The sequence below is a fragment of the Streptomyces aidingensis genome, assembly GCF_900112355.1.
GTDB lineage: Bacteria > Actinomycetota > Actinomycetes > Streptomycetales > Streptomycetaceae > Streptomyces > Streptomyces aidingensis.
This window is the reverse complement of record NZ_FOLM01000007.1, coordinates 82,186-106,264: the sequence shown is the minus strand read 5'-3', so window position 1 is coordinate 106,264 and position 24,079 is coordinate 82,186. Positions and strand designations below refer to the sequence as shown.

Genomic DNA, 24,079 nt, shown 5'->3' with positions numbered 1-24,079 from the left:
GCGGCTCAGGCGGCGGCCTCGGGACGGCCGGGGCCGAGGTACTGCACGGCGGTGTGTCCGGCGTGCGGTGCGAGCAGGTCCCGCAGCTCCTGCGCGGCGGCGGTGAGCAGCCCGCCGTCGTGGTCGGCGCGGACCGTCTCCAGAAGGAAGGCGACGCGGCCGGAGCTCTCGGTGACGCGGGTGCGGTGGGCGTCGCGGTGGTTCCAGTGGCGGGTCAGGACGCCGGTGGCGTCCGCGTAGACGATCTCGCCCGGCCCGGGGTGCTCGGTGGTTCCGGGTTCGCCGAGCGGGGTGAAGGATTCGGTGCCGTCCGCATGGCGGATGTCGACATCGCCGGTGACGTGATCCAGGTCGAAGGCGCCGGCGGGCAGGCCGTGCCGGACCGAGACCACGTTGTAGGAGTCGACGGCCGGGTTGATGCGCGGCAGGGTGCCCTTCTTGGCCAGGCGGCGGCCCAGCGCGTCGACGCTGGGGCGGATGCGGCGGGGGTTGGTCCCGAAGGAGCGGTAGGCGGTGTGCCATGCCCCGATACGGGGGTCGTCCTCGCCGGCGGGCCGCCAGGTTCCGGCGGCGAGCCGCCGTTCCAGTTCCCGCACCGCGGCGTCGGTGTGCGGCCAGGGTCCGCGGCCGCGCAGGCCGGTGGCGGTGACCAGTGCGATCAGGGTGCCGGGGAAGGCGTCGGCAACGGCGGGGGCCATGCGGAAGACGGGCATGCGCGGTGATCCATTCTCCGAGTACGGGCGGCCGGCGGGCCGGGAAGGCGGTGGTGCGGTGACCGCCGGCCGGGGAGGGGCCGGTCGGCTCGGACCAGAGCGATCACGCACGTCCTTGGTCATGCACTGGAACGGCCAAACGGTACAATGAACTGACTCGTCTGTGCCAATCAAATGACCGCATGAGGCATTCCAGCGGCCGGCTGTGGAGATGGTGATCAGACGGCCGAGACGGCCTCAGCCCTGCGGACGGTCGCCCGCAACGTCCGCGCCGCCCGCCTCCGCGCGGGACTGTCCCCGGCCGGTCTCAGCCGCCGCGCCCGGGTCGGCAAAGGGGCCCCGGCAGCGCTGGAGAAAGGCCGGGGACAGTCCCGACCCGGCCACCCTCGTCCGGATCGCCGACACCCGCGGAATCCCGGTCCCGGCCCTGCCGCGGCGCCGGCACCGGGACCTGCCGGCTGTTCATGACCGTCCACCTGCCCCCCCGGCCCCGCCGCCGCCACCATCGCCTGAGGCCGCGGCCGGGCCGGCAGCGGGCAAAACCGGTCGCCCGGGCCTGCTCCCGCCCGCTACCGTCACCCGGATGGGCGACGGTTTCCCCCTGCTCTGGCTCTGCGGCCCCTCCGGCGTGGGCAAGACCACCGTCGGCTGGGACATCTTCGGCCGGATCGCAGCCACCGGGACACCGGCCGGATACCTCGACGCCGACCAGCTCGGACTGTGCTACCCCGCGCCCGCCGACGACCCGGAGACCCACCGCGTCAAGGCCCGCAACCTCGGCGCCATGACCCGGACCCTGCGCGCGGCCGGGGCCCGTTGCCTGATCCTCTCCGGCGGGGTCCAGCACCCCGACCAGGTGCGCCGGTACGCCGAGGCGGTGCCCGGCTGCGCGCTCACGCTGTGCCGTCTGCGCGCCGGGCCCGGCGAACTGAGGACCCGGTTCCTGGGCCGCGGGTGGCGGCCGGAGCTGGTGGCGGAGAACGAGCGGGCCGCCGCGGCGCTGGACCGCAGCGATTTCGGCGGCCTCAGCGTCGACACCACGGGCCTGTCCGTGCCTCGGACGGCGCGGCGGGTGCTGGACCGCGCCGGCGGCTGGCCCGGGCGGCCGGAACCGGCAGCGGCAGCGGCAGGGGAAGCGCCGCCGAGCCCGCCACCCGCGCCCGCCGCCACCCGCTCGTCCGTCCCCGTGCTGTGGGTCTGCGGTCCGCGCGGTGTCGGCAAGTCCGAGGTCGCATGGGCGGTCTTCGCGGAACTGTTCGCCTCCGGTGTCACCGCGGCGTACGTGGACCTGGCCCAGCTCGGCTTCCGCCGGCCGGTTCCCGCCGACGACCCGTCGGGTCACCGCCTGCGGGCCCGGGGCCTGGCTGCGGTATGGCCCGCCTACCGCGCGGCCGGGGCCCGCTGTCTGATCCTCTCCGGCGCAGTCGGTGATCCGGAGACCGTCCGGGCCTGCGCCGAGGCCGTCCCCGAGGGCACCTTCACACTGGTCAGGCTGCACGCCGGCCCCGGCGTGCTCAGGGAACGCATACTGCGGCGCGGCCGGGGCCGCGGTCCGCAACTGCCGGGCGACGAGCTGAAGGGACGTCCCCCTGCGGAACTGCTGAGCCGTGCCGAGGCGGCGGCGCGCGAGGCCGAGACCCTGGAACGCGCCGGAACCGGCATGGCGCGCGTGGCGACGGACGGCCGCACGATCGGGGAGATCGCGGACGAAGTGCGCCGGCTCCTTCCGGACCTCCGCGCACCGGAAGCCGGCCGGCAAGACGTACCAGACGCCCGCGGCAGCGGTTGACCGGGCGGCCACCGCCCCGCTTCCCCGGGGAGGGCGCAGATCTGGAACGGACGCCGGAGACCCGGACGGAGACATACCCGCCGCCGGCGGCGACCCCGCCCGGTTCCTGGTGTCCGGCCGGGGGCGGCTGTGGACCTACGCCCGGCGGAGGTCTCCGGCCGGTGCCGGGGACCGATGCGGTACGGCCCGGCCGTGAGGGGTAATGGGGGCATGGACCAGACGATGACCCATGCCTACCTGGAACGGATCGGTGCCGGCCGCCCGGCCGTGGCCGACGCCGAGGCCCTGCGCGATCTCCAGCAGCGCCACCTGCGGACCGTGCCCTTCGAGAATCTCTCCATCCATCTGGGGGAGGAGATCGAACTCACCGAGAAGGCACTGGTGGAGAAGGTGGTCACCCGGCACCGCGGTGGCTTCTGCTACGAGGTGAACGGCGCATTTGCCGCCCTGCTCGGGGCACTGGGCTTCGGCGTGCGGCTGCTGGCCGCCCGGGTCTTCGAGAACGGCGACGAGACCCGGCCCGGCATCCCCTTCGACCACCTGGCGCTGTGGGTGGAGCCGGTGGACGGCTCGGGGCCGTGGCTGGCGGACGTCGGTTTCGGCGAGTTCTCCGAAGGCCCGGTGCTGCTGGAGAGCCGCGAGGAACAGCGGGACTCCGCCGGGGTGTTCCTGCTGCGCGAGGGCCCGCACGGCGACCTGGACGTGTTCAAGAACGGAACGCCGCAGTACCGGCTGGAGACGCGCCCGCGTGCGCTCGCGGACTTCGAGGGCGGCTGCTGGTACAACCGCACCTCGCCGTCGAGCCACTTCACCCGGGGGCTGGTGTGCTCCCGGATGACCGGGGACGGGCGGATCACGCTCAGCGGGCGGACCCTGAAGCGCACCGCGGCCGGCCGGCAGCAGACCGAGGAGGAACTGCCCGGCGAGGCGGCGGTACTGGACGTCTACCGCCGCCACTTCGGGATTGTGCTGGACCGGGAGCCGGTCGTCACCCGGCCCGGCACCGCCGCCTGACCGGCCGTACCGGGGCGGGGGACCGTGCCGCCGGAAGGCGAACCCGGGCGGAATTCCGGCCGAACAGAACCGGAAGGCCGCCCGCGGCGTCTGAGCCGTCGACCACAATGCGGCGGGGCCGCCGCACCGTGCCCCGGCCCGGCCCGGGCCGTCGGCTTCTGGCGGATCGGTTGCGCCACCCGGTGGCAACTGGAACTGTTCGGGGTGGATGTGCGGCGGTCTGCGCCACACGGCGGACGTCCCGTCATGACAGGTGCGTGGGGGCGGTCTGCACACAATGTCTGCACCAATGAATCATGAAGGAGTGTGAACGCCGGCATGGTGTTCAAGCGGCTGCTCGGTGCGCTCGGGGTGGGCGGGCCCAAGGTCGACACGGTTCTGTCGCCGGGCGGGGTCCACCCCGGCGGCACCATCAGCGGCCAGGTCAACATGATCGGCGGCTCATCGGACTCCGAGATCCAGCAGGTCTCCCTGGAGTTCGTCGGCCGGGTGGAGGTCGAGTTCGAGGTCGAGGGGGAGGAGCACGAGGGTCACCGTCTGGTCGGGTTCGACAAGGTCGCGGTGAGCGGCCCGTTCCGGCTCGGCGAAGAGGAGGAGCGCTCCATTCCGTTCCAGATCCCGGTGCCCTGGGAGACGCCGGTCACCGAGATGTACGGACGTCAGCTCGGCATCGGGCTCGGGCTGCGCACCGAACTCGCCGTGGCGGGCGCGGTGGACGCGGGTGACATGGACCCGGTCGCGGTGTTCCCGCTGCCCTCGCAGGAGGGTGTGCTGGAGGCGCTGTCCCGGCTCGGCTTCGTCTTCAAGTCGGCGGACCTGGAGCCGGGCCACATCCGCGGCACCGGCCAGCAGCTCCCGTTCTACCAGGAGATCGAGCTGGGGGCGGCTCCGCAGTACCAGGGCGTGATGAACGATCTCGAGGTGACCTTCCTGGCCGGTCCCGGTGGCCTGGAGGTGGTCCTGGAGGCCGACAAGCGCGGCGGGCTGTTCCAGTCCGGCGGTGATGTGATCCACCGCTACACCGTGCCGCACGAGGCCCCGGACCAGCGGGACTACGTGTCCGAGGTGGACTCCTGGATCCGGGCCATGGTCGAGGGCCGGCCCGGCCACTGAACCGTCGCCGGCGCGGCGTTGCGCCGGCCGCACCGGCATTCCGGCCGGGCCCCGGCGGGCCCGGCCGGTTTTCTGCTCCGTCGGCTTGACAGCTCTCTCGTCAGTTAGTTGACTGACTAACATGGTCGGCCCGGCAGCCGCGCCGGCTCGGCACACCCCGGCTCCGGCCGCTCTGAGAGGAGCGCACGCATGACAGCGCAATCGCCCGCCGCCACCCGGGTACTGGTCACCGGGGCGACCGGCTTCCTCGGCCGCCAGGTACTGCGCGCCCTCATGGCACACCCGCGGGCGCGGCCCGTCGCGGCGTGCCGCAACCCCGCCCGGCTCCCCGCGGACTTCCCCGGCGAGGTACGGTCCGGCGATCTGCTGGACGCCGGCTACCGCCGCCGGGTGGTGAGGGATGTGGACGTGGTGTGCCACACCGGCACCTGGGGCGCCTTCTGGGGGCATGCCGACGCCGAGCGCACCCACTTCCTGGAGCCGGCCCTCGACCTGCTGGAGCAGTCCCGGCGGGCCGGAGTCCGCCGCTTTCTGCTCGCCTCCACGGTGGCCGTGGCCGCACCGTCCCGGGACGGCTCGCCCGTCGACGACTTCGCGCCGCCCGCGCCCACCGGGTTCTGGCCGCACGCCGACCGCCTGATCGAACTCGACCGCCGCATGGAGCAGACCGCCGGCCGTGACGGCACCGGAATGGTCACGCTCCGGCTGGGCCACTTCGTCGGCGCGGGCAACACCCTGGGGCTGGTCCCGGCCCTGGTTCCCCGGCTGCGCACCCGCCTGGTGCCGTGGCTGGCGGGCGGACGCGGGCGGCTCGCCCTGACGGCCGACACCGACCTCGGTGAGGGCGTGGCGCTCGCCGCGCTCGCCGACGGCCTGGAACCCTATGAGTCATTCAACATCTGCGGCCCGGAATTCCCCACCATGCGCGAGGTGGTGGGTTTCCTGGCGGCCGAAACGGGCCTGCCCGCCCCGCGTTTCAGCGTCTCCTACGGCGCCGGCTACGCCTTCGGCCGTCTCATGGAGGCCCTCCACCCGGTGCTCCCCGGGTCCTCGCCCTTCCTCACCCGGTCCCTGGTCCGGGTGGCCGAGGACCGGTACTGCCCCACCGACTACGCCGAACGCAAGCTGGGCTATGTGCCGAAGAAGGACTGGCGCACCGCGGTCCGGGAATCGCTCGACGAGCTGCGGCCCCGGGGCTTTCCCTGGCCCCGGCTGGCCCAGAGGGTGTGACGCCGACGCGACGCCGCTTCAGCGCGGGCGACGCCGTGCCCGCCCGCACCGTGACCACCCTGCACGCCGGTCCCGTGCCGGTGCCCGACCCCGAGGCCCTGCTCCACCTCCGGTTCCGGCGCTTCGCCGGGTACCCGGTCGGCAACCTCCGTCTGCGGTCCGTGGTCCGCCGCCACGACGGGATCCGCGCCGCCGGACTCCGGAAGGTGCCGTCTTCCGCTCCACGCGCGAGGCGATGCCGCCCGACCCGGGCGGGCTGCCCTTCGCCGTCGTCGCCGGCCCGGAGAAGCTGCTCCACCAGGAGTGCGGAGTGGCGGCCTCCGTCCGCTCCCTGCCGGACCCGCGGGCCCGGCCGGGCGCACCGTCGCGGGAGCGGCCTCGACGGCGAGGCGGCCGGTCCGGCGGACACCGGCCTCAGGAGCCGGCCCGTCAGAGCTCGGCCGGTGCCGATGAGGAGCCGCGGGGGCCGGGTGCGGGCGGGCGCACCGGCCGGCTCTCCGCTTCGATCAGCCAGCCGACCGGGTTTCTGGGGCTGGTCTCGCCCCGGCGGCGCTGCTTCCTGCCGAGGACGATCAGCTGGGTGCCTTCCTCCAGCATGTGCCTGGTGCGGCCCTGGTCCGGCGCCTCCCAGTCGTCGGCCCGCCATCGTCCTGTCACCCCGTTGAAGAGCATCACGCGGACCAGTGCGTCGCCCTGGGCGGCTCCGAGGGTGAGCCAGACGCGCCCCCACCGGTACCACTGCTCGCGCGCGTAGGAGGGAACGTTTTCCGGCGGCGGGATCACGAGGTGGGTGACCAGCGCTTCGTCGTAGGTGTTGTCCGGCAGGACGGCGAACTCCTCCCCGAGCACACCCATCTGGAATCCGAGCATTGTGCGGACTTTCTGCTTGACGTTGAAGGACGGCGGGTACCGCCGCGGCCGCTCCAGACCGGCGGTCATGATGCTCCGGCCGGGCCGGCCGGACGGGGACGCGCTCGGCAGCGGCGGCCCCCGGTCACAGGAACTGCTCCTCCCGGGGCCCGGCGGCAGTCGTGATGCCTTCGACTTCGAGAAGCCAGGTGATGGGGTCGCGGTTCTCACCGGCGCCCGCGGACGGCCTTCGCTTCCCCAGAGTGATCTTCTGGGTGCCGGGGCCGACACCCACATGGATCCGCCGGTGGGAATCCACCTCCAGCTCGGACGTTCGCCAGGTCCCGCTCTCGGCCTTGTACGCCCTGGCCACCACGATCTCCCGGTCCCTGCCGGGAATCGTGCCGAGGCTGAGCCACATGCGTCCCCACCGCTGCGCAAGGTCGGGGGTGTCGTCGAGGGAGGCTGCGGGTGAGGGGATGACCAGGAGGGTGAGCAGTCTCGGGTCGTACAGGGCGCCGTTGGCGTGATACGCATACGCGTCCCTGAGCCTGCCGCCGATGTGGAAATGAAGCACGGTGCCGGTGTCCCCTCTGCCGGAGTCCTTGTCCCTGCTGTTCCACCGTCACGTCCCCCCGCGGTGCGCAACAGGGGGCACGCAGGGGTGCCCGCAGCACTTCCGTCCCGCGCGGCGGCCACCACGGCGCGTGCCCCTCCCGCCCCCGCACCGGCCTTTCCGCCCGGCCGATGTCGCGTGAACTTGACACCGCGCCGGGCGGACTTCTAGTCTGTCAAGCAGACTTGACTCAACGCTGCGGGAGACAAACTCGTGCAAGCACACCATGCGGCCGGGGACTACCGGGACTCGGTCAGGACAACCGTTCGACTTGTCCTCTGGACATTCGCCTGGGCGGCGACGCTCGCCCTGGCCAGGTTCGGCCCGGAAAACTGGTGGGATTCGCAGCAGCCGGCGGCGAGCTGGGCCGCGGTGGCCGTCAATCTCGCCGCCGGCATCGGATGGATCGCCGCCTTCTCGCGCTTTCTCCGGGCACAGGACGAGTTGCAGCGGAAGATCGTGCAGGATGCGCTGGAGGTCACCCTCGCGGCGGGGTGGGTCGGCGGATTCGCCTACGTCGTCGCGGACGCCGCCGACCTCGTCACCCACGACCTCGATATCGCAGCGCTCTTCCCCGTCCTGCTGGGAGTCGTCTTCCTGGGCGCCGTCCTCGTCGGAAAGATCAGATACCGATGAAGAACCGCATCAAGGACCTCCGGGCCGAACGCTCCTGGACGCAGGCCGACGTGGCCCGGCGGGTCAGCGTGTCACGGCAGACGATCAATGCCATCGAGACAGGGAAGTTCGACCCGAGCCTTCCGGTCGCCTTCCGTCTTGCCAAGCTCTTCGGTCTGAAGATCGAAGAGGTGTTTCTCGACGATCAATGAAGCGCCTGGGTCGTGCCTGCGCCGAGGGCCGCCGTCGGCCTGTCACCGGCCGGCCGCTCGAAGCGGCTCGTCCGCCGGTCTGTCGGCCTCCCAGCGCAGCAGGTCGCCGGGCTGGCAGTCGAGGGCGGCGCAGAGGGCGGCAAGCGTGGTGAAACGGACCGCCTTGGCACGGCCGTTCTTGAGCACCGCCAGGTTGGCGGGTGTGATCCCGACGCGCTCGGCGAGTTCCCCCACGGACATTTTCCGTTTGGCCAGCATCACGTCGATGTCGACGACGATCGGCATCAGATCACCGCTTCCAGTTCGGCCCGCATCCGGGTCGCCTCGATGTCGCGCGCGACGGCCTGGGCGAGCAGCATCCGCAGCACGAGCACGATCAGCGCGACCCCGAAGACCGCCAGCGAAACCCCGCCCAGCAGAAGCACGATGCCCGGGGCCACGGCCTCGCCCGGGGCCAGGACCACGCCGAGGGCGAACACCAGCAGCGCGGCGGCGACGAAGGCGCCGATCACGATGTGCACATGACGGAAGGCGGCGTGGGAGAACACGGTTCCGCGCCGCACCATCGTCACCAGCCGCCAGACGCAGACCAGCACCGTCTGGGCCGTCATGATGCCCAGGACCACAATCGCCAGGATCGGGAAGCGCCGGTCGCCGAGCGCACTGCCCTCCAGGTCGAGGGACAGCAGCGCCACCATCACCGTCTGGACGAACAGTGACCCGGCGAGGAGCGCCAGCAGCACCACCCGCAGCGCAAGCACGGTCAGTTTTCCCATCATTGCTCCTTCAATCGAAACACGATGGGAATCTATCGAAAAACGGTAGGTGCCGGCAAGTGGTGGACCCCGTCGCGTTCGGTTCGGGCCTCCTCGGGTCCCCGCCGCGGCAGCGCTCGGCGCGGTCCCGCGGGGTCCCGCGGCGTCGTCCCGCGCCGAGCGCGGGCCCGCCCACGGGGCGGACCGTGGTCGGGACCTGCTCCTGTGCGGGGGGCGAGCCATCTCCCACGAACATATATTCGCATGGACTTAAAAATTCGATCACCTGAAGTAATTCCATACCCTCACGTGAGGGAACTGCGTCCGCCCTGCCGATCGCGGAGTTTTCTTCGCACGGCCTTGCGGTAGGAAAGCGCCACCGGAGTACAGGCGAGCAACCTGGAGGCTCACATGGCTGTTCCGAATTCGTGGCTGCCGGTGGAGGTTGTGAACAACTGGGGCGGGACGATCACCAGCCTCACGGCCAACCACCGCTACGACACCGACCACTACGACCACCATTCCTGGGAGTCCGTCGAGAACGGGAAGACGGCCAGTGGAATGCAGGCAGGCTTCTGGACCGGTTTTCTCCGCACCGGAAAGGACTACTGGAATGTGGTCTTCCGCGCGGACGGCCAGAACTGGACCTGCAAGGAGAACTTCTACTGCTTCCTCACCAGCGACGACGCGAGCAGCGGGCGGGCCGTGCGGCTGACCATCTCCAAGAACAACCTGCACGTCGCACCGCCCGAGTCCAGCTCCTGCGACGTCTCTCTCCACCAGGTGGGCTGAGGAACCGGCGTGCGGGTGAGCGGCCTGGGCGACCTCATCGCCCTGGTCACCGGAACACTGGGCGCGGCCCCGGGAGACCGCTGCGGCTGCGCCCACCGCAGGGACCTGCTCAACAAGATGTTCCCGCTGCCCCGCCGGCTGCGCACCCTCCGGCGCGCCACCGGCCGGGGATGAGCTCATGACTGCGACGGACTCCGCCGGTGAAATGGGGCACGCCGGAATTCTCCAGTGCCAATGGCTGGAGAATCACCTTCCGCAGTTCCTCCGCCTCCCGGGTCTGCCGGGCTCTGCCCTGGACGGGCTCAACCGGATCACGGAGTTCTCGATCGTCCTGCTGGGTCTCACCCGGCCCCTGGACACCACACCGCCCGGCGACCCGTATGCGGTCTGGGCCAACCGCATGGCACATGCCCTGTGGACCGGTCTGCACCGTGGCCGCGGGGCGGACACGGTCCGGGCGGCGGCCACCGCCGCCCGGACCGTACCGGGCCGTCTGCCCCTGCTGGCACTTCCCGTGCTGGGCACCATCACACGGCGCGGCTCCCGCACCCGGTCCCGGGCGACGGCCCTGCTGGCCGGGCTGCCCGGCACCACGGACAGCGGCGACGCCGCCCCGGCCTTCGCCCGTGACCTCATCGGCCTGGGCGACTGCCGCCCGGCCGTCCACGCCGGACTGGCAGCACTGATGCGCACCGCAGGCCCACCGGGGTCCTCCCGGCAGACCGCATACGACCTGACGCACCTGACCTTCTACGCGACCCTGATGGGGCAGCGGCCCGCCGGCTGGTCCACCGAGGCAGCGGCCTGGGTACGGGTCTACCTGGAGGACTCGGTCACCGCCTGGCTGCGCCGCCGCGATGCCGACCTGGTCGCCGAGACGGTGACGGCCCTTCTCCAGACCGGCTGCCCCGCGGGTGCCTCCATCCGCACCGCGGCCGAGGCGCTGGCTGCGGCCGCAGATCCGGACGGCGGGGTGCCCGCGCATCCGTGCCCCGGCCACGTCGGCCGCACATTCGCCGAGCGCTATCACCCGACCCTGGTCTCACTGGCGGCACTGGCCGCCTTCGACCGCAGCGGACGGACTCCGGCCCGTGCCGGAGCCGGCGGACGCGGGACGCCCGGCGCCTTCACTGCTGCTGCCGGAAGTTCCGCGCGTAGTCGGGGACGCGGTGCGCCGGGCCCACCCCGGCCGCGGTCTGCGGCGGGCCGTACACCTGGCGCAGGGGAATGACGCCCGCCCAGCACCTGTCGGCCTCGGTGTCGAACTCCTCGTCTCCCACATCGCCCTGCCGGACCTTGGCGGAGGCGTGGGTGACGGGAATGCGGATCACCTCGGTCACTTCCCGCTCGCACACGCTGGGGGTGCGCACTCCGGGGTCGTTCCCGCGTCCGGGGACCAGGTGGTCGTTGAGGATCTCGAAGGCCCTTCGCTTCTGTGCCCGGGGCACCAAGGCCGGTCTGCCGTACATCACGGCCGAGCGGTAGTTGATGCTGTGGTGGAACAGCGAGCGCCCCAGCACCACGCCGTTCACCTCGTTCACCGTGACGCACACCCGGAAGCCGGCGTCGTCCTTGTTGGCCCTGACCAGCTGCGTCAGCCGGGAGACGGCCGAGCCGTGCACATAGAGCGAGTCCACCGTGCCGTCCTTGACAAAGGGGGCGTACAGGGACGGCAGTACGCGCGGGATGGAGGGCCGGCCGGCGCTTCCGGAGCCGCCGGAACCGGGGTGTTCCACGAAACCGATGTGGCAGACGAAGCCGGCCCGCACAATGGCGGTCACGGTCGACTTCCGGTAGTCGAACCGCCTGTCGCCATAGGGGTCCCCGGCATGCGAGGTGTACTCGTCCCTGGGGTACTCGTCCGATTTCGGCGCATTGCTTGCGACAACCGTCACGGGGCTGGACGCGCTGCCGTCCGCGTTCGCGCCGACGGCCAGCCGGTACTCGCCGCCCCGGTCCGCGGGCAGCGCGAACCGCACCTGGTGCAGCAGGCATTCCCCCGACGCGCGGAAACCCGGCTCCGCCGGAATGGGCGGGCCGCCGCCGGGGGGCGGCACGAGCGAGATCACGGCCTCGTTTCCCCCGAGGTTCCCGCCCAGGACGGACAGGCTCTCGGTGACCCACCTGCCCCGGTCCTTCTCCAGACGTACCTCGCTCCGGCTCAGACGGTCGACCTTCGGTGCCGGCCGCGCAGTTGTCATCTCTTCCCTCCAGTCTTCCCTCCGGATCGGACCCGCGGATGGCACCCGCCCGGCGCGGGACCGTCCGGCGGAGCCGAGCCGGCCGCGGGGGCGCCGCGGGGATGTGCGAAGGCGTGCTGTCCCTTCCTTCGGTCCCGCCTCCGGCCCCCGATACCGCCGAACGCCGGAACGTCCACCGCCCGGCGGACCCCGCCGGGACCGGTGCCGCCCGCCCCCCGGTCGCCGCGGCCTACCCGGCGGCCGGGGGCGGCGGCAGGTCGTCGAGGGCGCGGCGCAGGCCGGCGACCGCGCCGCACACGGTGCCGGGCCGGTAGGCCGTGTAGCACATGCGGAAATAGCCGGGCCGGGGGCAGGAAAGGGTCTCTCCCGGCAGCAGTTGCACCCCGGCCCGGTCCCGCAGCCACCGTTCCAGGGCCGCCTCCCTGCGGTCGATCTCGGGGAAGAGGGCCGGGCCGCCGACCGGTACCCGGTCCAGATGGGCCCGCAGGTCCAGCAGAAAGAACTGGGCCGGGTTGCGCCCCGGCTCGCCCCGGCCCGCGTAGTCGATGTCCGCGTGGCCCAGCGCGCCCGCGACGTCCCCGCGGGCCTCGGTCAGCCGGCGGCGGTAGAGCCGCATCAGCGCGCGGGGATACCACTCCCCGGCCCCGTCCCCGGAATCCTCCGCTCCCTCGTCCGGCACTTGGAACAGCAGCTTCAGGTAGGCGCCCTTGAGGGAGTCCAGCGGCCCGAACCAGCAGACGGACTTGTGCCGTTCGTCACCCGCCAGCACGCTCCGGACCTGGGGCGAGGCGGACACCAGAAAGCCGACGCGGAAACCGGACAGACCGAAGTCCTTGCCCAGGCCCCACACCAGGTGCACGCGGTCCCGGCGGCGCCGGCAGACCTCCAGGGACAGGGCACTGGTGAACGGCGGGTCCGCGCCCTCGATCTGGGAGAAGGCATAGATCTCGTCGGACACCACATGCATGTCCGTCTGCTCCAGCGCCCAGGCACAGATGTCCTCCAGCAGCGCCGCCGGATGGTTGACCCCCAGCGGATTGCCCGGATTGGTCAGCACCAGCAGCCGGGGCGGGGTCCGCTGGGCACAGTAGGCCCGCTGAAGGTCCTTCAGGATCAGGCCGAAGTGCTCCCGGCCGCCGCCGCTGCGCTTCAGCGTCGGCACCGGCACCAGGCGCAGCCCGGGGCGCTGCTCGAAGCACCACCGGAAGCCCTGCCAGCACGGGGTGGGGACCAGAACCCCGTCGCCCTGCCGCAGCACTCCGCCCTGGCGCAGCGCGAGCGCCAGTGATTCCAGGGCGCCGGACACGCCGGCGGTGGCGAAGACGTCGCTGTGCGGGTCGATGACCGCGGAGAAGTTCTCGCGCAGCAGCGCGGCGACCTTCTCCCGCAGCCGGGCGGTGCCATAGGGCGGGGACAGGTAACGGATGTCGTCCTCGCCCAGGCGCACCCGGCCGAAGACGTGCTCGTCCAGCGAGTCGTACAGCAGCACATTGTCCGCGATGCCGAGATTGACCAGCTTTCTGCCGGTGGCGGCGTGGTAGGCGGCGATGCGCTGTTCGGGATCGGCGATACGGAGCGCCGGCACCAGGGCGGCGTCCGCGGTCTCCTGCGGCGTCATGGTCCCACGCTGGCAAGGCCTGCACGGCGAGACCATGCGCCGCACCCCGGCCACGCGAAGACGGCGCCCCGGGTCCCCCGGAAGGCCGCACCGCCGGGAGGTGGCGCGGACGGCGCCGGTCCTCCCCGGGGCGGCGTGCCGCGAGATGCTCCTTCGGCCTCGGCGAAGCCGGGGCCGGACACCGGTGGCAACCGGTGGAAGGGCCGGTGGAAGGAGTTGTGCACATCGAAGGGTGCACAGGAATGCTAGGTTCTGTGCAAAGCGCAGTGTGAGCCCTGGGGTGGAGGCGATCCGGATGGCCGAGGCGGGCCATGACCTGGTGGCCGCTGTCGATGCCCTGATCGACCGGCCCCGGGACCTGCCCGACGCGGCCGAGCGCCGGCGTCTGCGCAGGGCCGACGGTCTCACCCAGAACCAGGTGGCCGGCGCCCTGCGGGTGAGCCGCACGACCCTGGTCGCCTGGGAGGCCGGGCGCAGCGAGCCGTCCGGGCAGCGCCGCGCCGCCTACGCCCACTTCCTTCGCCGGCTTGCCGAAAAGTATCCCGCCGTACCCGGGCGGGAGGCACCCTGATGAGCCGCCGGCACCACGATGGCGACTTGTTCGCGGCTGTGGACGCGCTGCTTGAGCAGGCCGAGCCGCTGCCCGAGGCGGCCGAGCGGGAACGGCTGCGGCTCGCCGCCGGCCTGACCCGCGCCGGAGTCGGCCGCGCCCTCGGCGTCACCGCCCCCACAGTCGCCGGATGGGAGACCGGCCGCAGCGAGCCCAGCGGCCGGCGCCGCGCCGCCTACAGCCGACTGCTCCAGGGCCTGGCCCAGCGCTACCCGGCACCCGGTGAACCGCAGACGGGTCGGGTGCCCGGACCCGGCCGCGAGGAAGCGCCGCGGACCCCGGCCACCGGCCACTCCGCCACCGGCGCGCCGGCCGCCGCACCGGCGCCAAGCGGCCGGCCGGTGGCCGAGAAGCCGGCCGCCCGGCGCCACCCGGCTCCGGCCGCCCCCTCCGATGCGGCCTTCCCGGCGGGGCCGCTGGCGGTGCTGGACGGCACCGGCACCGGCCATCTCGCGAACGGCCGGACCCTGGAGTGCCCGGCCGCCACGGTGCCGGACCTGGTCGCCTGGGCCCTGGACACCGGCCTGGGGCAGCCGAGGCTGCACCGCGCCGGGCGGGACGGCGACCCGCTGGTCGTCCTCACCCCCGGCGCCGCCGCGCGCCTCGGCCTGCCGGGGCGGCTGGCGGACCGGCGCGGGCTGCGCCTTGCCGGGGACCACCCGGTGGTCCGCGAGGTCCTGGCCGCCGGATGGCAGCTCACCAGGCGCGGCTTCGGCCCGTGGGCCCGCATCTACCGGCCGGTGGAGCGCGGCGGGCGCCGGCAGTGCGTGCAACTGGCCGTGCTGCCCTGGGACGCGCTCGATCCCCGCGCCTGGGGCGGCACCGCCACCATGCCCGCCGCCGACATCGCCCGGGTGCTGGGCACCTACGCCTCCCGCGTCCTCACCCCCCGCGGCTCCACGGCCGTCACCGGGCTGGAACTGATGACGGCGCTGCGCCCGCCGAGCCGCGCGGTGCGCACCGCGGACGGCGGCTGGGCCTCCGGCCCCGTCCCCGGCTCCCTCACCACCCCCGTGGATCCGGCGCCCCCGGAGGCCCCGGACGAACACCCGGTCGCGCAGGGCCGGGCCCCGGACGCGGTGCTGGACGAGGAGGCCTACGAGTGGGTGCGTGACCCCGAGCTGCTGAGCGACGCGGAGTGCGCCATGCCCTGCGCGGTCGGCCTGGACGTCAACATGGCGTTCGCCGCCGCCGCCAACCGCCTCACCGTCGGCCTCGGCGAGCCGGTGCACACCGACGGCCCCCGCTTCGACGCCAGGGTCCCGGGAAGCTGGTACGTCGACCTCTCGCACGTGGAGACCGACCCGCGGCTGCCCAGCCCGTTCACCCCGCACGGCCGCCGCCCCACCGGCCCGGCCTGGTACGCCACCCCCACCCTCGCCTACGCCGCCGAACTCGGCTACGGCATCCGCCCCCTTCAGGCGTGGATCCGCCCGGAGTCCGGCCCCTACCTGGATCCCTGGTACGAGCGGCTGCGCGACGCCTACCTCGCCACCATGGCCGACCTCGGCGTCACCAAGGACCTCTCCCCGCGCGCATTCCTCGCCGCCATGGAGCACCACAAGACCGCCGACCCGGCCGCGGTGGCGGTGCTGTCCGCGATCAAGGCCACCGTCAAGGGCGGCATCGGCAAGCTCCGCGAGCGCCCGCAGGGCGCCGGCTACCGGCCCGGCGAGCGCTGGCCCGCACTCGACCGCCCCACCTGGCGCCCCGACATCCGGGCCGCCGTCATCGCCCAGGCCCGCACCAACATGCACCGCAAGATGCGCAAGACGGCCGAGGCGGCCGGGCTGTTCCCCGTCGCGGTGCTGTCGGACTGCGTGGTCTACCCCGCGCCCGGGCCGTCCCCGCTGGACGTCCTCCCGCACGACCCGGCCACCGGGAAACCGCCGCCCGGCACCTTCCGCCCCGGGGTCTCGCCCGGGATGGTCAAGCACGAGGGCAGCATGCCGTTCTGGCGCTGCGCGGAACTGCTGGAGCAGGGCGCCAACCCCGCCCGCCACATCAAGGACGCGACGGACGGGGGCGGGGCATGACCAACAGCGGGCTGTTCACCCGCGTGCCCGCCACCGCGGCCGTTTCCTGCCGGGCCTGCCGCCCCGGCACCCCGGAGGCCGGCGAGGCCCGGGAGGAGGCGCCGGGCCGTGGGTGAGATCGCCGACGGTATCGAAGCCGCATTGCAGGCCACCCAGACCCGCCCCGTCCCCAGGAGCCCGCAGGTCCGGGTGCGCTACCTGGTGCGCACCGTCGACAAGGGCAGCACCCGGGCGACCGCCGTCCGGCTGGGCTGCTCCCAGCGGCAGGTCGAGCGCTACCTCGCCGGGCAGGCCAAACGGCCCACCCCCCGCCTGGCCGCCGCGATCGAACGCGAGATCCGCCGCGCCTGGCAGCCCCGGCTCCGGCAACGCGCCGTCCAGCGGGCCGCCCGGGCCGGGATCACCGTGGAAACCCGGGCCCGCTTCGGCTTCACCGCCGCCGGCGGCTCCACCGACGACCCCAGGATGCGCCGCATCACCGAACAGCTCCCGCCCGGCACCGCCGCGCAGCTCCTCGCCGCCCACCAGGCCGGAGCCGACGAGCAGCGGCTCGCCCGGATCCTGGCCGACGGCCTCGGCCACGCGTACTTCCGCGACCGGGGACGGCGCGCGGACGGGCTGGACGTGGAGATCTCCGATGTCGACTACCTGAATCTGGAGCTGTGACACCCCGGGGGGGCTTCCGCGGCAGCGGCTCCGGGACCGGCCGGTGCCGCCGGCCGGTCAGGTGTCGGTGAGGGCTTGGTGACCTGGGAAGCGGAGACCGCGGTGGCCGGGGGCGGATCGGTGCTGTGCCGGGACGGACGGAGGCTGGGGAACAGGGAGGAGCCGGGAGGCCTGCTCGTGGCTGCGCCGGGTCTCTTCGCGCTTTCCGGGGCGGGTGACGCCGTCGGAGGTCGGTGACCAGGGGAACCCTGGGCGGGAATCCCCTTGGGGCCGAGCCCGGACCGCCTTTCGGCCCCGTCCGGCGAAGTCCGGTGCGGTGAGGTCAGCGCGGGTCGGGGGGGTCGGGCGCGGGGGTGAGGGCGGCGGAGAGGTCGCACACGGCTTCGCGGCTGTCCTGGCTGGTCTTGCTGATCAGGTTCGCCACGTGTTTCTCCACGGTACGCGGCGAGATGTGCAGGCGGCGGGCGATGTCCTTGTTGCCGAGGCGCTCGCGCAGCAGCTGGAACACCTCCCACTCGCGTACCGTCACCCCCTGCGCCCGCAACTGGAGCGGGATGCGGTCGGTGCCCGTGCGGTGCTGGTGCACCGGGGCGCCGACCTGCCGCAGCAGCGCCCGGCAGGCGCCCGCCGCGGTGACGATCGCCGACTCCTGGAAGAAGTGCTCGGCGCGCCGCAGCCAGCCCACCGGATCGCCCCAGCCCGCGGACATGGCCTCCTCGCCCAGCAGCCGCAGCCCCAGGTGACGGGCGGTGGGATACGGTTCGGCGGCCTCCTGGGCACGGCGGACGGCGGCCAGCGCCCGGTCCGGATGGCCCTCGCGGCCCAGCAGCACGGCGTCGGCGAGCAGCGTGAACTGCCGGTTCCAGCGCATCCGGCCGACCGCGGTGTCCGCCAGCCGCCGGAACTCCTCCCGGCCGGCGGTGCCGGCCAGCACGTGCAGCAGCAGCCCGAGGCCGTGCCGCCCGCCGAGGTGGAAGACCGACGGGTTGGCCTCCTCCATGGCGATCAGGGCGGCGAGCTCCCGCCGGGCACCGGGCCGGTCCTCCTCCAGCAGCGCGCAGAAGACCCTGGCCAGGCCGATGGCCAGGCCCTCCTCCTGCGCGCCCTTGACGTTCCAGTGCTCGAACGCGGCCAGCTCCCGGTCCATGGCCTCCCGGTCCGCGCGGTGGGCGGCGGCGGTGGCACGCGCCATCAGCACATAGCGGACGATCGGCGCCAGCCGCATCCGGGAGGTGGTGGACAGGCATTCCTCACTGTCGCGCAGCGCCTCGGCGAAGCGGCCCCGCAGCACCGCGTGGAGCAGCAGGATGGAGTCCACGGTGTACATCACGGTGACCGCGCCGAGACGTTTCGCCTCGGCGCGGGCCGAGGCCAGCCCCCCGGAATCGCCCTCCGCCAGCCAGCGGTCGCCGCCGATGCGCACCAGCGCGTACAGCTGCTGGATCGGCAGGTCGTGCTTCTCGGCCAGCCGCAGCGCCTGCCGGGAGCAGGAGGTCGCCTCGGCCAGATCGCGGCGGCGGGCCAGGACCCCCAGCATCTGCCAGGCCTCGCAGGCCACCTGCGGCAGCCGGTGGCGCTCGGCCGCCTCCACCGCCCGCCGCGCAAGCGCCTCGGCGTGCCGGGTGCGGTCCGGGCCCGGGGTGTCGAGCGCCAGATAGGCGGCGACCACGTCGATGGGCGCGGTGTGCCGTTCGTCCGGGTCCGGCCCCAGCAGCGAACGTGCCTGCTCGATCTGGTCGTTGCCCTCCGCCCACCGCCCGGCGATATGGGCCGCCTTGGCGAGCTTGGTGTGCAGCGCGGCCACCCGGGGGGCGCTCAGGCCGGCCCGCACCAGCTCCCGGGCGCTGCCCGCCAGGCTGTAGGCGCGGGTGAAGTCCCCGGCCTCGGCCAGCGCCGGGATGAGCCCTTCCAGGGCCTCCGCCCGGGCGCCCGGGTCGGCCGGGCCGGTGCCGCCGGCCAGCAGGTTCTGGGCCCGTCCCAGCAGCGAGATGGCGGAGCCGACCGCGCCGTCGGCCAGGGCCCGCCGGCCGGCCGTGGTGAACAGCCGGCCGGCCCGTGAGGAGTTGCCGGCCGCGGCGTGCAGACCGGCGGCCAGCGGGCACCACTCGCCGGGCAGCTCCGGGTGGATCGCCTCGATCGCCTCGGCGGCCCGCTGGGAGAGCTCGGCCCGGCTGATCGGGGTGAGCTGGGCGAGCATCGCCTCGACCGTGAGCGGGTGCCGGAAGGCGTACCAGTCGGGTGCGGGTTCGTCGGCGACCACCAACTGCGCGGCCACCCCGGCGTGCAGATGGCTCAGCAGGCTGCGGTCGTCCAGGCCGGTGATGCGCTGGAGCACCGAGAGGGAGAAGCGGCGGCCCAGCACGGCCGCGGCCGACAGCAGCATGGTGGCCTGCGGGCCCAGCCGGTCGATGCGGTGCACGGTGCCCCACATCAGCGCGCTGGCCACCTCGCTGCGCAGATCGCCCACCGCGCGCCAGCCGTCCCCGGAGCGGACCAGCGCGCCGCTGCTGAGCATGGACTGGAGCAGCTCCTCGACCAGGAAGGGGTTGCCCACGCTGTCGCTCCACAGCCGGTCCAGGGCCTCGCGCGGGACCTGGTCCGGCGGTACGTCCAGGCAGGAACCGGCCATCCGGGCCACATCGGGCCGTCTGAGCAGCGGCAGCCGCAGCAGGGTGCCGGCCCGGCGGCGGGCCGCGGCACGCGCCAGGTCCATCGCCGGGCACGCCTCCACCCGGACCGTGGCCAGGACCAGCACCGGCAGATGGGCCAGATTGTCGGTGAGGTACTCGATGACGGCGAGGGTCTCGGTGTCGGCGTCGTGCAGGTCCTCCATCACCAGCAGCGTGCCGCGGTTCCGGCCCAGGGCCGCCAGCAGCCGCAGCAGCGCCTCGCCCAGCACCACCATGGAGGTGTTGTCGTTGGCGCCGTCGCCGGCCGATTCGCCCAGGTCGGGCACCAGACGTCCCAGCACCGGCTGGTAAGGGGCCAGGTGCGGGTCGTCCAGCGCCTCCAGGGGCTCGGCGCCGCGGAACAGGGGCAGCAGGGCTTCGGCCAGGGGCCGCAGCGGCACCACCGGGCCGATGGTGCTGCTGCGGCCCCGGAGCACGCGCATGCCCTGGTCGAAGGCCACGCCGGCGGTCTCGGCCGCCAGCCGGGACTTGCCGATCCCGCCCTCGCCGGCCAGGAAGACGGCATGTCCTTGGCTGCGTGCAGTGCCGTTCAGCATGTCGCTGAGAAAGGAAACTTCTTGTTCTCTGCCGACAATCTCCGCTGCACGTACAGCCATGTGAGCGATCGTAGCGGCAGAACGCGCACAGATGGAGAGTGCGAATCAGTGGTGACCGAGGCGTCAGACGATGGAAACCGTGGTGTCGATTCCCCCGAAGGTCGCGATAACCCCGCTGCCGACCGTGAGTCCGGCGAGCACCCGGACCCCGGCGCAGACACCGCTTCTGCCGAAGAGGCCCGTCTTCCCCGCGGGCTGCGCTCCGGGCTCCCCGAGGTCTTCGGCGAAGTCTTCCGACACGGCCGCGGATTCCGCGGCTTCGGCGGCGGCATCGGCGGCGGTGGTCTGCGTGGGGGCGGCGGGGACGGACGGGTCGGCGGACGGCAGGGCGGACGGTTCCATCGGGGCTCCTTGACCGGTCATGAGGGTGCCTCTCCTGGGACGGGGGGAAGGTCAGAGCGGGCAGAGGACAGGACGAGCAGGACGGGGCGGGCAGGGACTCAGGTCTCCGTCGGATCCGGAGCGGGACGGGCCGCCGGAGCCGCCGGGGCACCGGCGGCCGGAGGCGGGACGGATGGATCCAGCAGCAGAACCGACGGCACGGTGGCCGGGAAGGCCGTCCGGAGCAGGGCGTAGCCGATCCCGGACAGGCCGCTGAGCAGGCCCGGGGACGGCAGCCGGCCGGGGGTGCCGCAGCCGTGCCCGTGCTGCTGGAGGGAGCCGAGCAGCAGACCGGTGCGCCGGGCGAGCCCGGGACTGTCCGCGCCCAGGGCGGTGAGCGTCTCCAGGACGCCGAACTCGCCGTGGCACAGGCTCAGATCGGCCTGCGGCGAGGTGCCGGCCAGCAGACGGGCGCAGCGGGCCGCGTCGTCCGCGGCGAGCAGCGGGCCGTCGCCCCGGTCCGCAGGGTCCGCCGGGTCCGGCAGGTGCGGGGCGGAGGCGGCGGCCAGGGCGATCCCGGCCAGGCCGGAGCACCAGGCCGCCGGGTGCTCCCCGGCCGCGCCCGCCGCCACGGCATCCCGCAGCAGCGTGGTCGCCAGCGGCGCGGGCCGGCCGGTGCGGCCCGCGTGCCGGGCCAGCGCCCAGCCGATGCCGGCGTCGCCGTGCGCGAAGCCCGGCGGCGGGGACGGGGCGGTGACGGCACCGCGGTCCGCGGGCGGTGCCGTGAGCTGGTCGGTCAGCCGGTCCATCAGCCGGTCGCCGAGCCGGTCCGCGATGCGGCCGGCCAGCTCGGCGGCGCCGGGCAGCCGGTGCTCGCGGTGCACGGCCTCGGCCGCGGCCAGCCCGCCGGCCAGTCCGGCCGCCACGCCCAGCACCGGCCGCGGCCCGGCGCCGTCCCCGGCCTGCGTCTGCGCCGGTCCGGGCCCGGCCGTGGCGTGGGCCAGGGCCGTCAGGGCGGGCGGCAGACACCGGTCGAGGCCGTCGCCGAGCAGGGTGGCCAGCCGGGAGACCGCGTAGCAGATGCCGCCCAGGCCGTGCTGGGCGCCCGGCCCGACCGCCCGGGCCAGCTCCGGCCGGGCGGCCAGCATGGCCAGCAGTTCCGGCAGCGCGGCCAGCGCCGCCCGGGCCAGTTCCCGGTAGCGGTGACCGCCGGTCAGCTCGCCGAGCTGGGCCAGGAACAGGGCGACCCCGCAGTAGCCCTGGGCCAGCCCGGCGCCCATCGGCAGCACCGTCCAGTACGACTCCTCCACAAGTTCCAGGCCCAGCCAGTTGGCGCGGCCGGACCCGTGCACCGCCCGGCCCACGATCTCGTCCGCGATTCCGCAGGCCATGGCGAGCAGCAGCTCGGGCGCGGGCGCCAGGGACGGGGCGGCGGGCAGCCGGGCGGGGGCCGGGCGGTGCGCCGCGCCCGGGTCGGAGCGGGTGGTGGCCAGCGCGGCCGAGATGATCCATTCCTGGTCGTGCCGGTCCACCTCGCTCATCCGGCCGATCTTCGCGGCGGCGGCGTCCAGGCTCGGCCCGGGCAGCACATCGGGCACCCGGTCCCCGCGCGAGGTCCACAGTGCCCGGTCGCCGGTGCGCTGGAAGAACACCGGCACGTCCCCGGACCACAGATCGCTGATCTCCTCCTCCACCAGGCGCTGCCGCACCGGGTCGCCGGCCGACTCGGTGCACAGCGCGGAGAACAGCGCGTCCCCGGCCAGTGCCGAGCGCAGCAGCTCCGGGTGGGTCATCTCGCCCAGCAGCGCGGTGTACAGGCGGGTGGCGCGCAGGATGACCCGGCCGGTGCCGGTGCCGTGCGCGGCCAGCAGGCCGTCCGGGCCGAGGAGTTCCTCCCGGTGGGCGACGACCGCGTCGTATCCGGAGCGGAAGCCGGCCAGCAGCGCCAGCTCGAAGTCGGCGTATCCGGCCTGGCCGTCCCCGGGCAGCGGCCGGTTGCGGCTGCCGCCGAACGGCGCGGGCCGGTGCACCAGCCGCATCCGGTCGGTCCCCGCGCCGTCCCAGACGGCCTTCCCGGTGGGCAGGGTGCCGCCCGGCCGGCCGCCGACCGAGGAGATGTCCACCGCGCCGTGCTCGCCGATCAGGAGCTGCGGCAGCACACAGGTGCGCTGCACGGACCCGGCCAGCGCGGTGCCCGCCGGGTCCGGCCGGGTGAGTGTGGCCTCGGGCACGGTCGGGTGGAGCAGGGTCTCGGCGTCGATGGGGACGGGCTGGTCGCCGCAGGCGATGATGTTCTCGCAGTGCATGTCCACGCCGTCCACGGCGTGGAACAGGGCCAGCAGGCCGCCCTGCCGCCGGTGGAAGCGGGCCACCTCCGGCACCGACCGGCACGGGCGGTGCGTGATGAACTCCATCCAGCCGTAGCCGTCGCCGGTGACCGTGGCGGGCACCCGCAGGCCCAGGCCGGGCACCTTGCCGTCCAGCCAGTCGGCCATCCGGGCCAGGAACACGTGCTGGTCCAGCGGCCGGGGCTTGTAGACCACGACGGTGCCGTCGGTGAACCGCAGCAGCGCGGTGGACCGGCCCCGCTGGTGCGGGTCGCCGTGGCCGGTCTCGACGGTGACCAGCGGCCCCGGGTCGTGGCCGCGCAGCAGGTCGGCGACGATCCGTTTGCGGTCGGCCCGGAACCGGGTGAGCAGTTCGGCGGCGGCCTCGGCGGTCCCTTCGGCGGTCTGGCCGAGCAGCCTGGCCAGCACCGGGTAGCGGCCGAACAGCCGGGCCAGGCCGGGGCGTCCGGCGACCTGCCGCAGGAAATCGGCGAACCGTTCGCGTGGCCCCGCGCCGTCCAGCAGGCCCTCGCCGCGGGCCCGGTCCAGTTCCAGCACCAGGGCCCGGGCGGCCAGTTCCGCCAGCCGCAGCCGCAGCCGGAACTCCAGGCCGGCGCAGACGGACGCCAGGTCGACCGGGGACTCGCCGTGGCCGGCGATCCCGGTGGCGACGGACCGGTCCCCGGTCACCTGGTCGGCCACCGCGCGGACGGCGGTCTCGCTCAGCGGGCGCAGCGCGGGGGTGAACACCTCCGCGCCCGCCGGGCCGGCGGCGGACTCCTCCGGGTCCGGGGCCAGATGCCCGGGTCCGGGGTGTTCGGGGGCGGCGGCCAGGGCGCGTTCGGTGAAGGCCGCCCAGGACGGCTTGGCGGCCCGGGCGCCGAGGCGGTCGGCGGGCTCCGCGCACAGCGCCGCGAGGGTGCGGTCGTCGATGCCGAGCCGGGCGAGGCGGGCGGCCAGCCCGCCCCGGCTCAGCTCGTGCAGCCCGGCCGGAGCGTGCTGCCCGCGCTGCCCGCGCGGCTCCGCGGGGCGCGCCGGGGCATCGTCCCGCGCCGGAACCGGCTCCGGGCGGTCGGGCGCGGCGAGCCGCTCCCCGAGGGTGAGGCCCGGGGCCCACCACCAGGGGGAGAGCGAAGTCCGCGGCGGTTGGCCGGCGAGGACGGATGCGCTGGTCACGCAAGCATCGTGACAGAGCACCACACCACGTTCATGGGGAAACGACCCCCACATTCTCCCGCCCCCGGCCCGCGGCCTGGGGGTCCGGGACGGGGGCGCATGGGGGCCGGCCGTCCGCGGGTCCGTCCGGCGGCCGTCCC

Annotated in this window: 21 protein-coding genes and 2 pseudogenes; 13 read left to right on the top strand and 10 right to left on the bottom strand. The window is 74.2% G+C overall.

Annotated elements, in window-relative coordinates; genetic code table 11:
• Positions 1 to 5 precede the first annotated feature (5 nt).
• A complete protein-coding gene (locus tag BM242_RS14325) occupies positions 6 to 713 on the bottom strand; it encodes a B3/B4 domain-containing protein (protein WP_093839207.1) in 708 nt (235 codons plus the stop codon).
• Between the two features lie 189 nt (positions 714 to 902).
• Here BM242_RS14325 and BM242_RS30245 point away from each other — a divergent pair.
• From BM242_RS30245 to BM242_RS14300, 5 genes and pseudogenes are all read left to right on the top strand, one after another.
• Positions 903 to 1,143 (top strand): annotated as a pseudogene (locus tag BM242_RS30245) (helix-turn-helix domain-containing protein); the annotation flags it as partial.
• Between the two features lie 153 nt (positions 1,144 to 1,296).
• A complete protein-coding gene (locus BM242_RS14315; RefSeq protein WP_175541414.1) occupies positions 1,297 to 2,502 on the top strand; it encodes an ATP-binding protein in 1,206 nt (401 codons plus the stop codon).
• Between the two features lie 210 nt (positions 2,503 to 2,712).
• Entirely contained in the window at positions 2,713 to 3,516 is an 804-nt protein-coding gene (locus tag BM242_RS14310) for an arylamine N-acetyltransferase family protein (protein ID WP_093839206.1), read from the top strand.
• A 318-nt stretch (positions 3,517 to 3,834) separates the two neighbouring features.
• Positions 3,835 to 4,617 (top strand): annotated as a pseudogene (locus BM242_RS14305) (sporulation protein); the annotation flags it as partial.
• A 201-nt stretch (positions 4,618 to 4,818) separates the two neighbouring features.
• Positions 4,819 to 5,859, top strand: coding sequence for an NAD-dependent epimerase/dehydratase family protein (locus BM242_RS14300; protein WP_093839205.1), 1,041 nt, complete (start codon positions 4,819 to 4,821; stop codon positions 5,857 to 5,859).
• A 429-nt stretch (positions 5,860 to 6,288) separates the two neighbouring features.
• Here the strand turns inward: BM242_RS14300 and BM242_RS14295 are convergent, their stop codons facing one another.
• Positions 6,289 to 6,798 carry a hypothetical protein gene (locus tag BM242_RS14295; RefSeq protein ID WP_093839204.1) on the bottom strand — a complete coding sequence of 170 codons (510 nt, stop codon included), beginning with the start codon at positions 6,796 to 6,798 and terminating at the stop codon, positions 6,289 to 6,291.
• Positions 6,799 to 6,853: 55 nt separating this feature from the next.
• Positions 6,854 to 7,285 carry a hypothetical protein gene (locus BM242_RS14290; protein WP_093839203.1) on the bottom strand — a complete coding sequence of 144 codons (432 nt, stop codon included), beginning with the start codon at positions 7,283 to 7,285 and terminating at the stop codon, positions 6,854 to 6,856.
• Positions 7,286 to 7,537: 252 nt separating this feature from the next.
• On the opposite strand from BM242_RS14290, the gene BM242_RS14285 reads away from it, so the two are divergent.
• Both BM242_RS14285 and BM242_RS14280 read left to right on the top strand, forming a co-directional pair.
• Positions 7,538 to 7,960, top strand: coding sequence for a purine-cytosine permease family protein (locus tag BM242_RS14285; protein ID WP_093839202.1), 423 nt, complete (start codon positions 7,538 to 7,540; stop codon positions 7,958 to 7,960).
• Positions 7,957 to 8,151 carry a helix-turn-helix transcriptional regulator gene (locus tag BM242_RS14280; RefSeq protein ID WP_093839201.1) on the top strand — a complete coding sequence of 65 codons (195 nt, stop codon included), beginning with the start codon at positions 7,957 to 7,959 and terminating at the stop codon, positions 8,149 to 8,151. The genes BM242_RS14285 and BM242_RS14280 overlap by 4 nt, the downstream gene beginning before the upstream one ends.
• 42 nt (positions 8,152 to 8,193) lie before the next feature.
• Here BM242_RS14280 and BM242_RS14275 read toward each other — a convergent pair whose 3' ends face one another.
• Together BM242_RS14275 and BM242_RS14270 are read right to left on the bottom strand one after the other, a co-directional pair.
• Positions 8,194 to 8,436: a helix-turn-helix domain-containing protein gene (locus BM242_RS14275; RefSeq protein ID WP_093839200.1), complete on the bottom strand. Its 243-nt coding sequence runs from the start codon at positions 8,434 to 8,436 to the stop codon at positions 8,194 to 8,196.
• Positions 8,436 to 8,927: a DUF2975 domain-containing protein gene (locus BM242_RS14270; protein WP_093839381.1), complete on the bottom strand. Its 492-nt coding sequence runs from the start codon at positions 8,925 to 8,927 to the stop codon at positions 8,436 to 8,438. The genes BM242_RS14275 and BM242_RS14270 overlap by 1 nt, the downstream gene beginning before the upstream one ends.
• A 390-nt stretch (positions 8,928 to 9,317) precedes the next feature.
• Between BM242_RS14270 and BM242_RS14265 the strand changes: the two genes are divergently transcribed.
• The 3 genes from BM242_RS14265 to BM242_RS14260 are packed head-to-tail and all read left to right on the top strand — an operon-like array spanning position 9,318 to position 10,929.
• Positions 9,318 to 9,698 carry a hypothetical protein gene (locus BM242_RS14265; RefSeq protein WP_093839199.1) on the top strand — a complete coding sequence of 127 codons (381 nt, stop codon included), beginning with the start codon at positions 9,318 to 9,320 and terminating at the stop codon, positions 9,696 to 9,698.
• Between the two features lie 9 nt (positions 9,699 to 9,707).
• Positions 9,708 to 9,872, top strand: a complete 165-nt coding sequence (locus BM242_RS29415) for a hypothetical protein (protein WP_175541413.1) — start codon at positions 9,708 to 9,710, stop codon at positions 9,870 to 9,872.
• A 4-nt stretch (positions 9,873 to 9,876) separates the two neighbouring features.
• A complete protein-coding gene (locus BM242_RS14260) occupies positions 9,877 to 10,929 on the top strand; it encodes a DUF6895 family protein (RefSeq protein ID WP_139238334.1) in 1,053 nt (350 codons plus the stop codon).
• On the opposite strand, the gene BM242_RS14255 is transcribed toward BM242_RS14260, so the two are convergent.
• Entirely contained in the window at positions 10,826 to 11,899 is a 1,074-nt protein-coding gene (locus BM242_RS14255; protein ID WP_093839197.1) for a pyridoxamine 5'-phosphate oxidase family protein, read from the bottom strand. The genes BM242_RS14260 and BM242_RS14255 overlap by 104 nt on opposite strands.
• A 229-nt stretch (positions 11,900 to 12,128) precedes the next feature.
• Entirely contained in the window at positions 12,129 to 13,517 is a 1,389-nt protein-coding gene (locus BM242_RS14250; protein WP_175541412.1) for a pyridoxal phosphate-dependent aminotransferase, read from the bottom strand.
• Positions 13,518 to 13,785: 268 nt separating this feature from the next.
• On the opposite strand from BM242_RS14250, the gene BM242_RS30240 reads away from it, so the two are divergent.
• The 3 genes from BM242_RS30240 (at position 13,786) to tpg (ending at position 16,829) form a co-directional block, all read left to right on the top strand.
• Positions 13,786 to 14,088, top strand: a complete 303-nt coding sequence (locus BM242_RS30240) for a helix-turn-helix transcriptional regulator (protein ID WP_245834076.1) — start codon at positions 13,786 to 13,788, stop codon at positions 14,086 to 14,088.
• A complete protein-coding gene (tap, locus tag BM242_RS14245; RefSeq protein WP_245834075.1) occupies positions 14,088 to 16,163 on the top strand; it encodes a telomere-associated protein Tap in 2,076 nt (691 codons plus the stop codon). The genes BM242_RS30240 and tap overlap by 1 nt, the downstream gene beginning before the upstream one ends.
• Before the next feature lie 108 nt (positions 16,164 to 16,271).
• Positions 16,272 to 16,829, top strand: coding sequence for a telomere-protecting terminal protein Tpg (gene tpg / locus BM242_RS14240; protein ID WP_093839195.1), 558 nt, complete (start codon positions 16,272 to 16,274; stop codon positions 16,827 to 16,829).
• A gap of 322 nt (positions 16,830 to 17,151) precedes the next feature.
• Here tpg and BM242_RS14235 read toward each other — a convergent pair whose 3' ends face one another.
• From BM242_RS14235 to BM242_RS14225, 3 genes are all read right to left on the bottom strand, one after another.
• Positions 17,152 to 20,115 (bottom strand): ATP-binding protein, encoded by a 2,964-nt coding sequence (locus tag BM242_RS14235; RefSeq protein ID WP_093839194.1) that lies wholly within the window; start codon positions 20,113 to 20,115, stop codon positions 17,152 to 17,154.
• A gap of 63 nt (positions 20,116 to 20,178) precedes the next feature.
• Complete coding sequence (locus BM242_RS14230) at positions 20,179 to 20,457, bottom strand: hypothetical protein (protein WP_093839193.1); 279 nt, start codon at positions 20,455 to 20,457, stop codon at positions 20,179 to 20,181.
• Positions 20,458 to 20,555: 98 nt separating this feature from the next.
• Positions 20,556 to 23,939 carry a type 2 lanthipeptide synthetase LanM family protein gene (locus BM242_RS14225; RefSeq protein WP_107365127.1) on the bottom strand — a complete coding sequence of 1,128 codons (3,384 nt, stop codon included), beginning with the start codon at positions 23,937 to 23,939 and terminating at the stop codon, positions 20,556 to 20,558.
• Between the last annotated feature and the right edge of the window lie 140 nt (positions 23,940 to 24,079).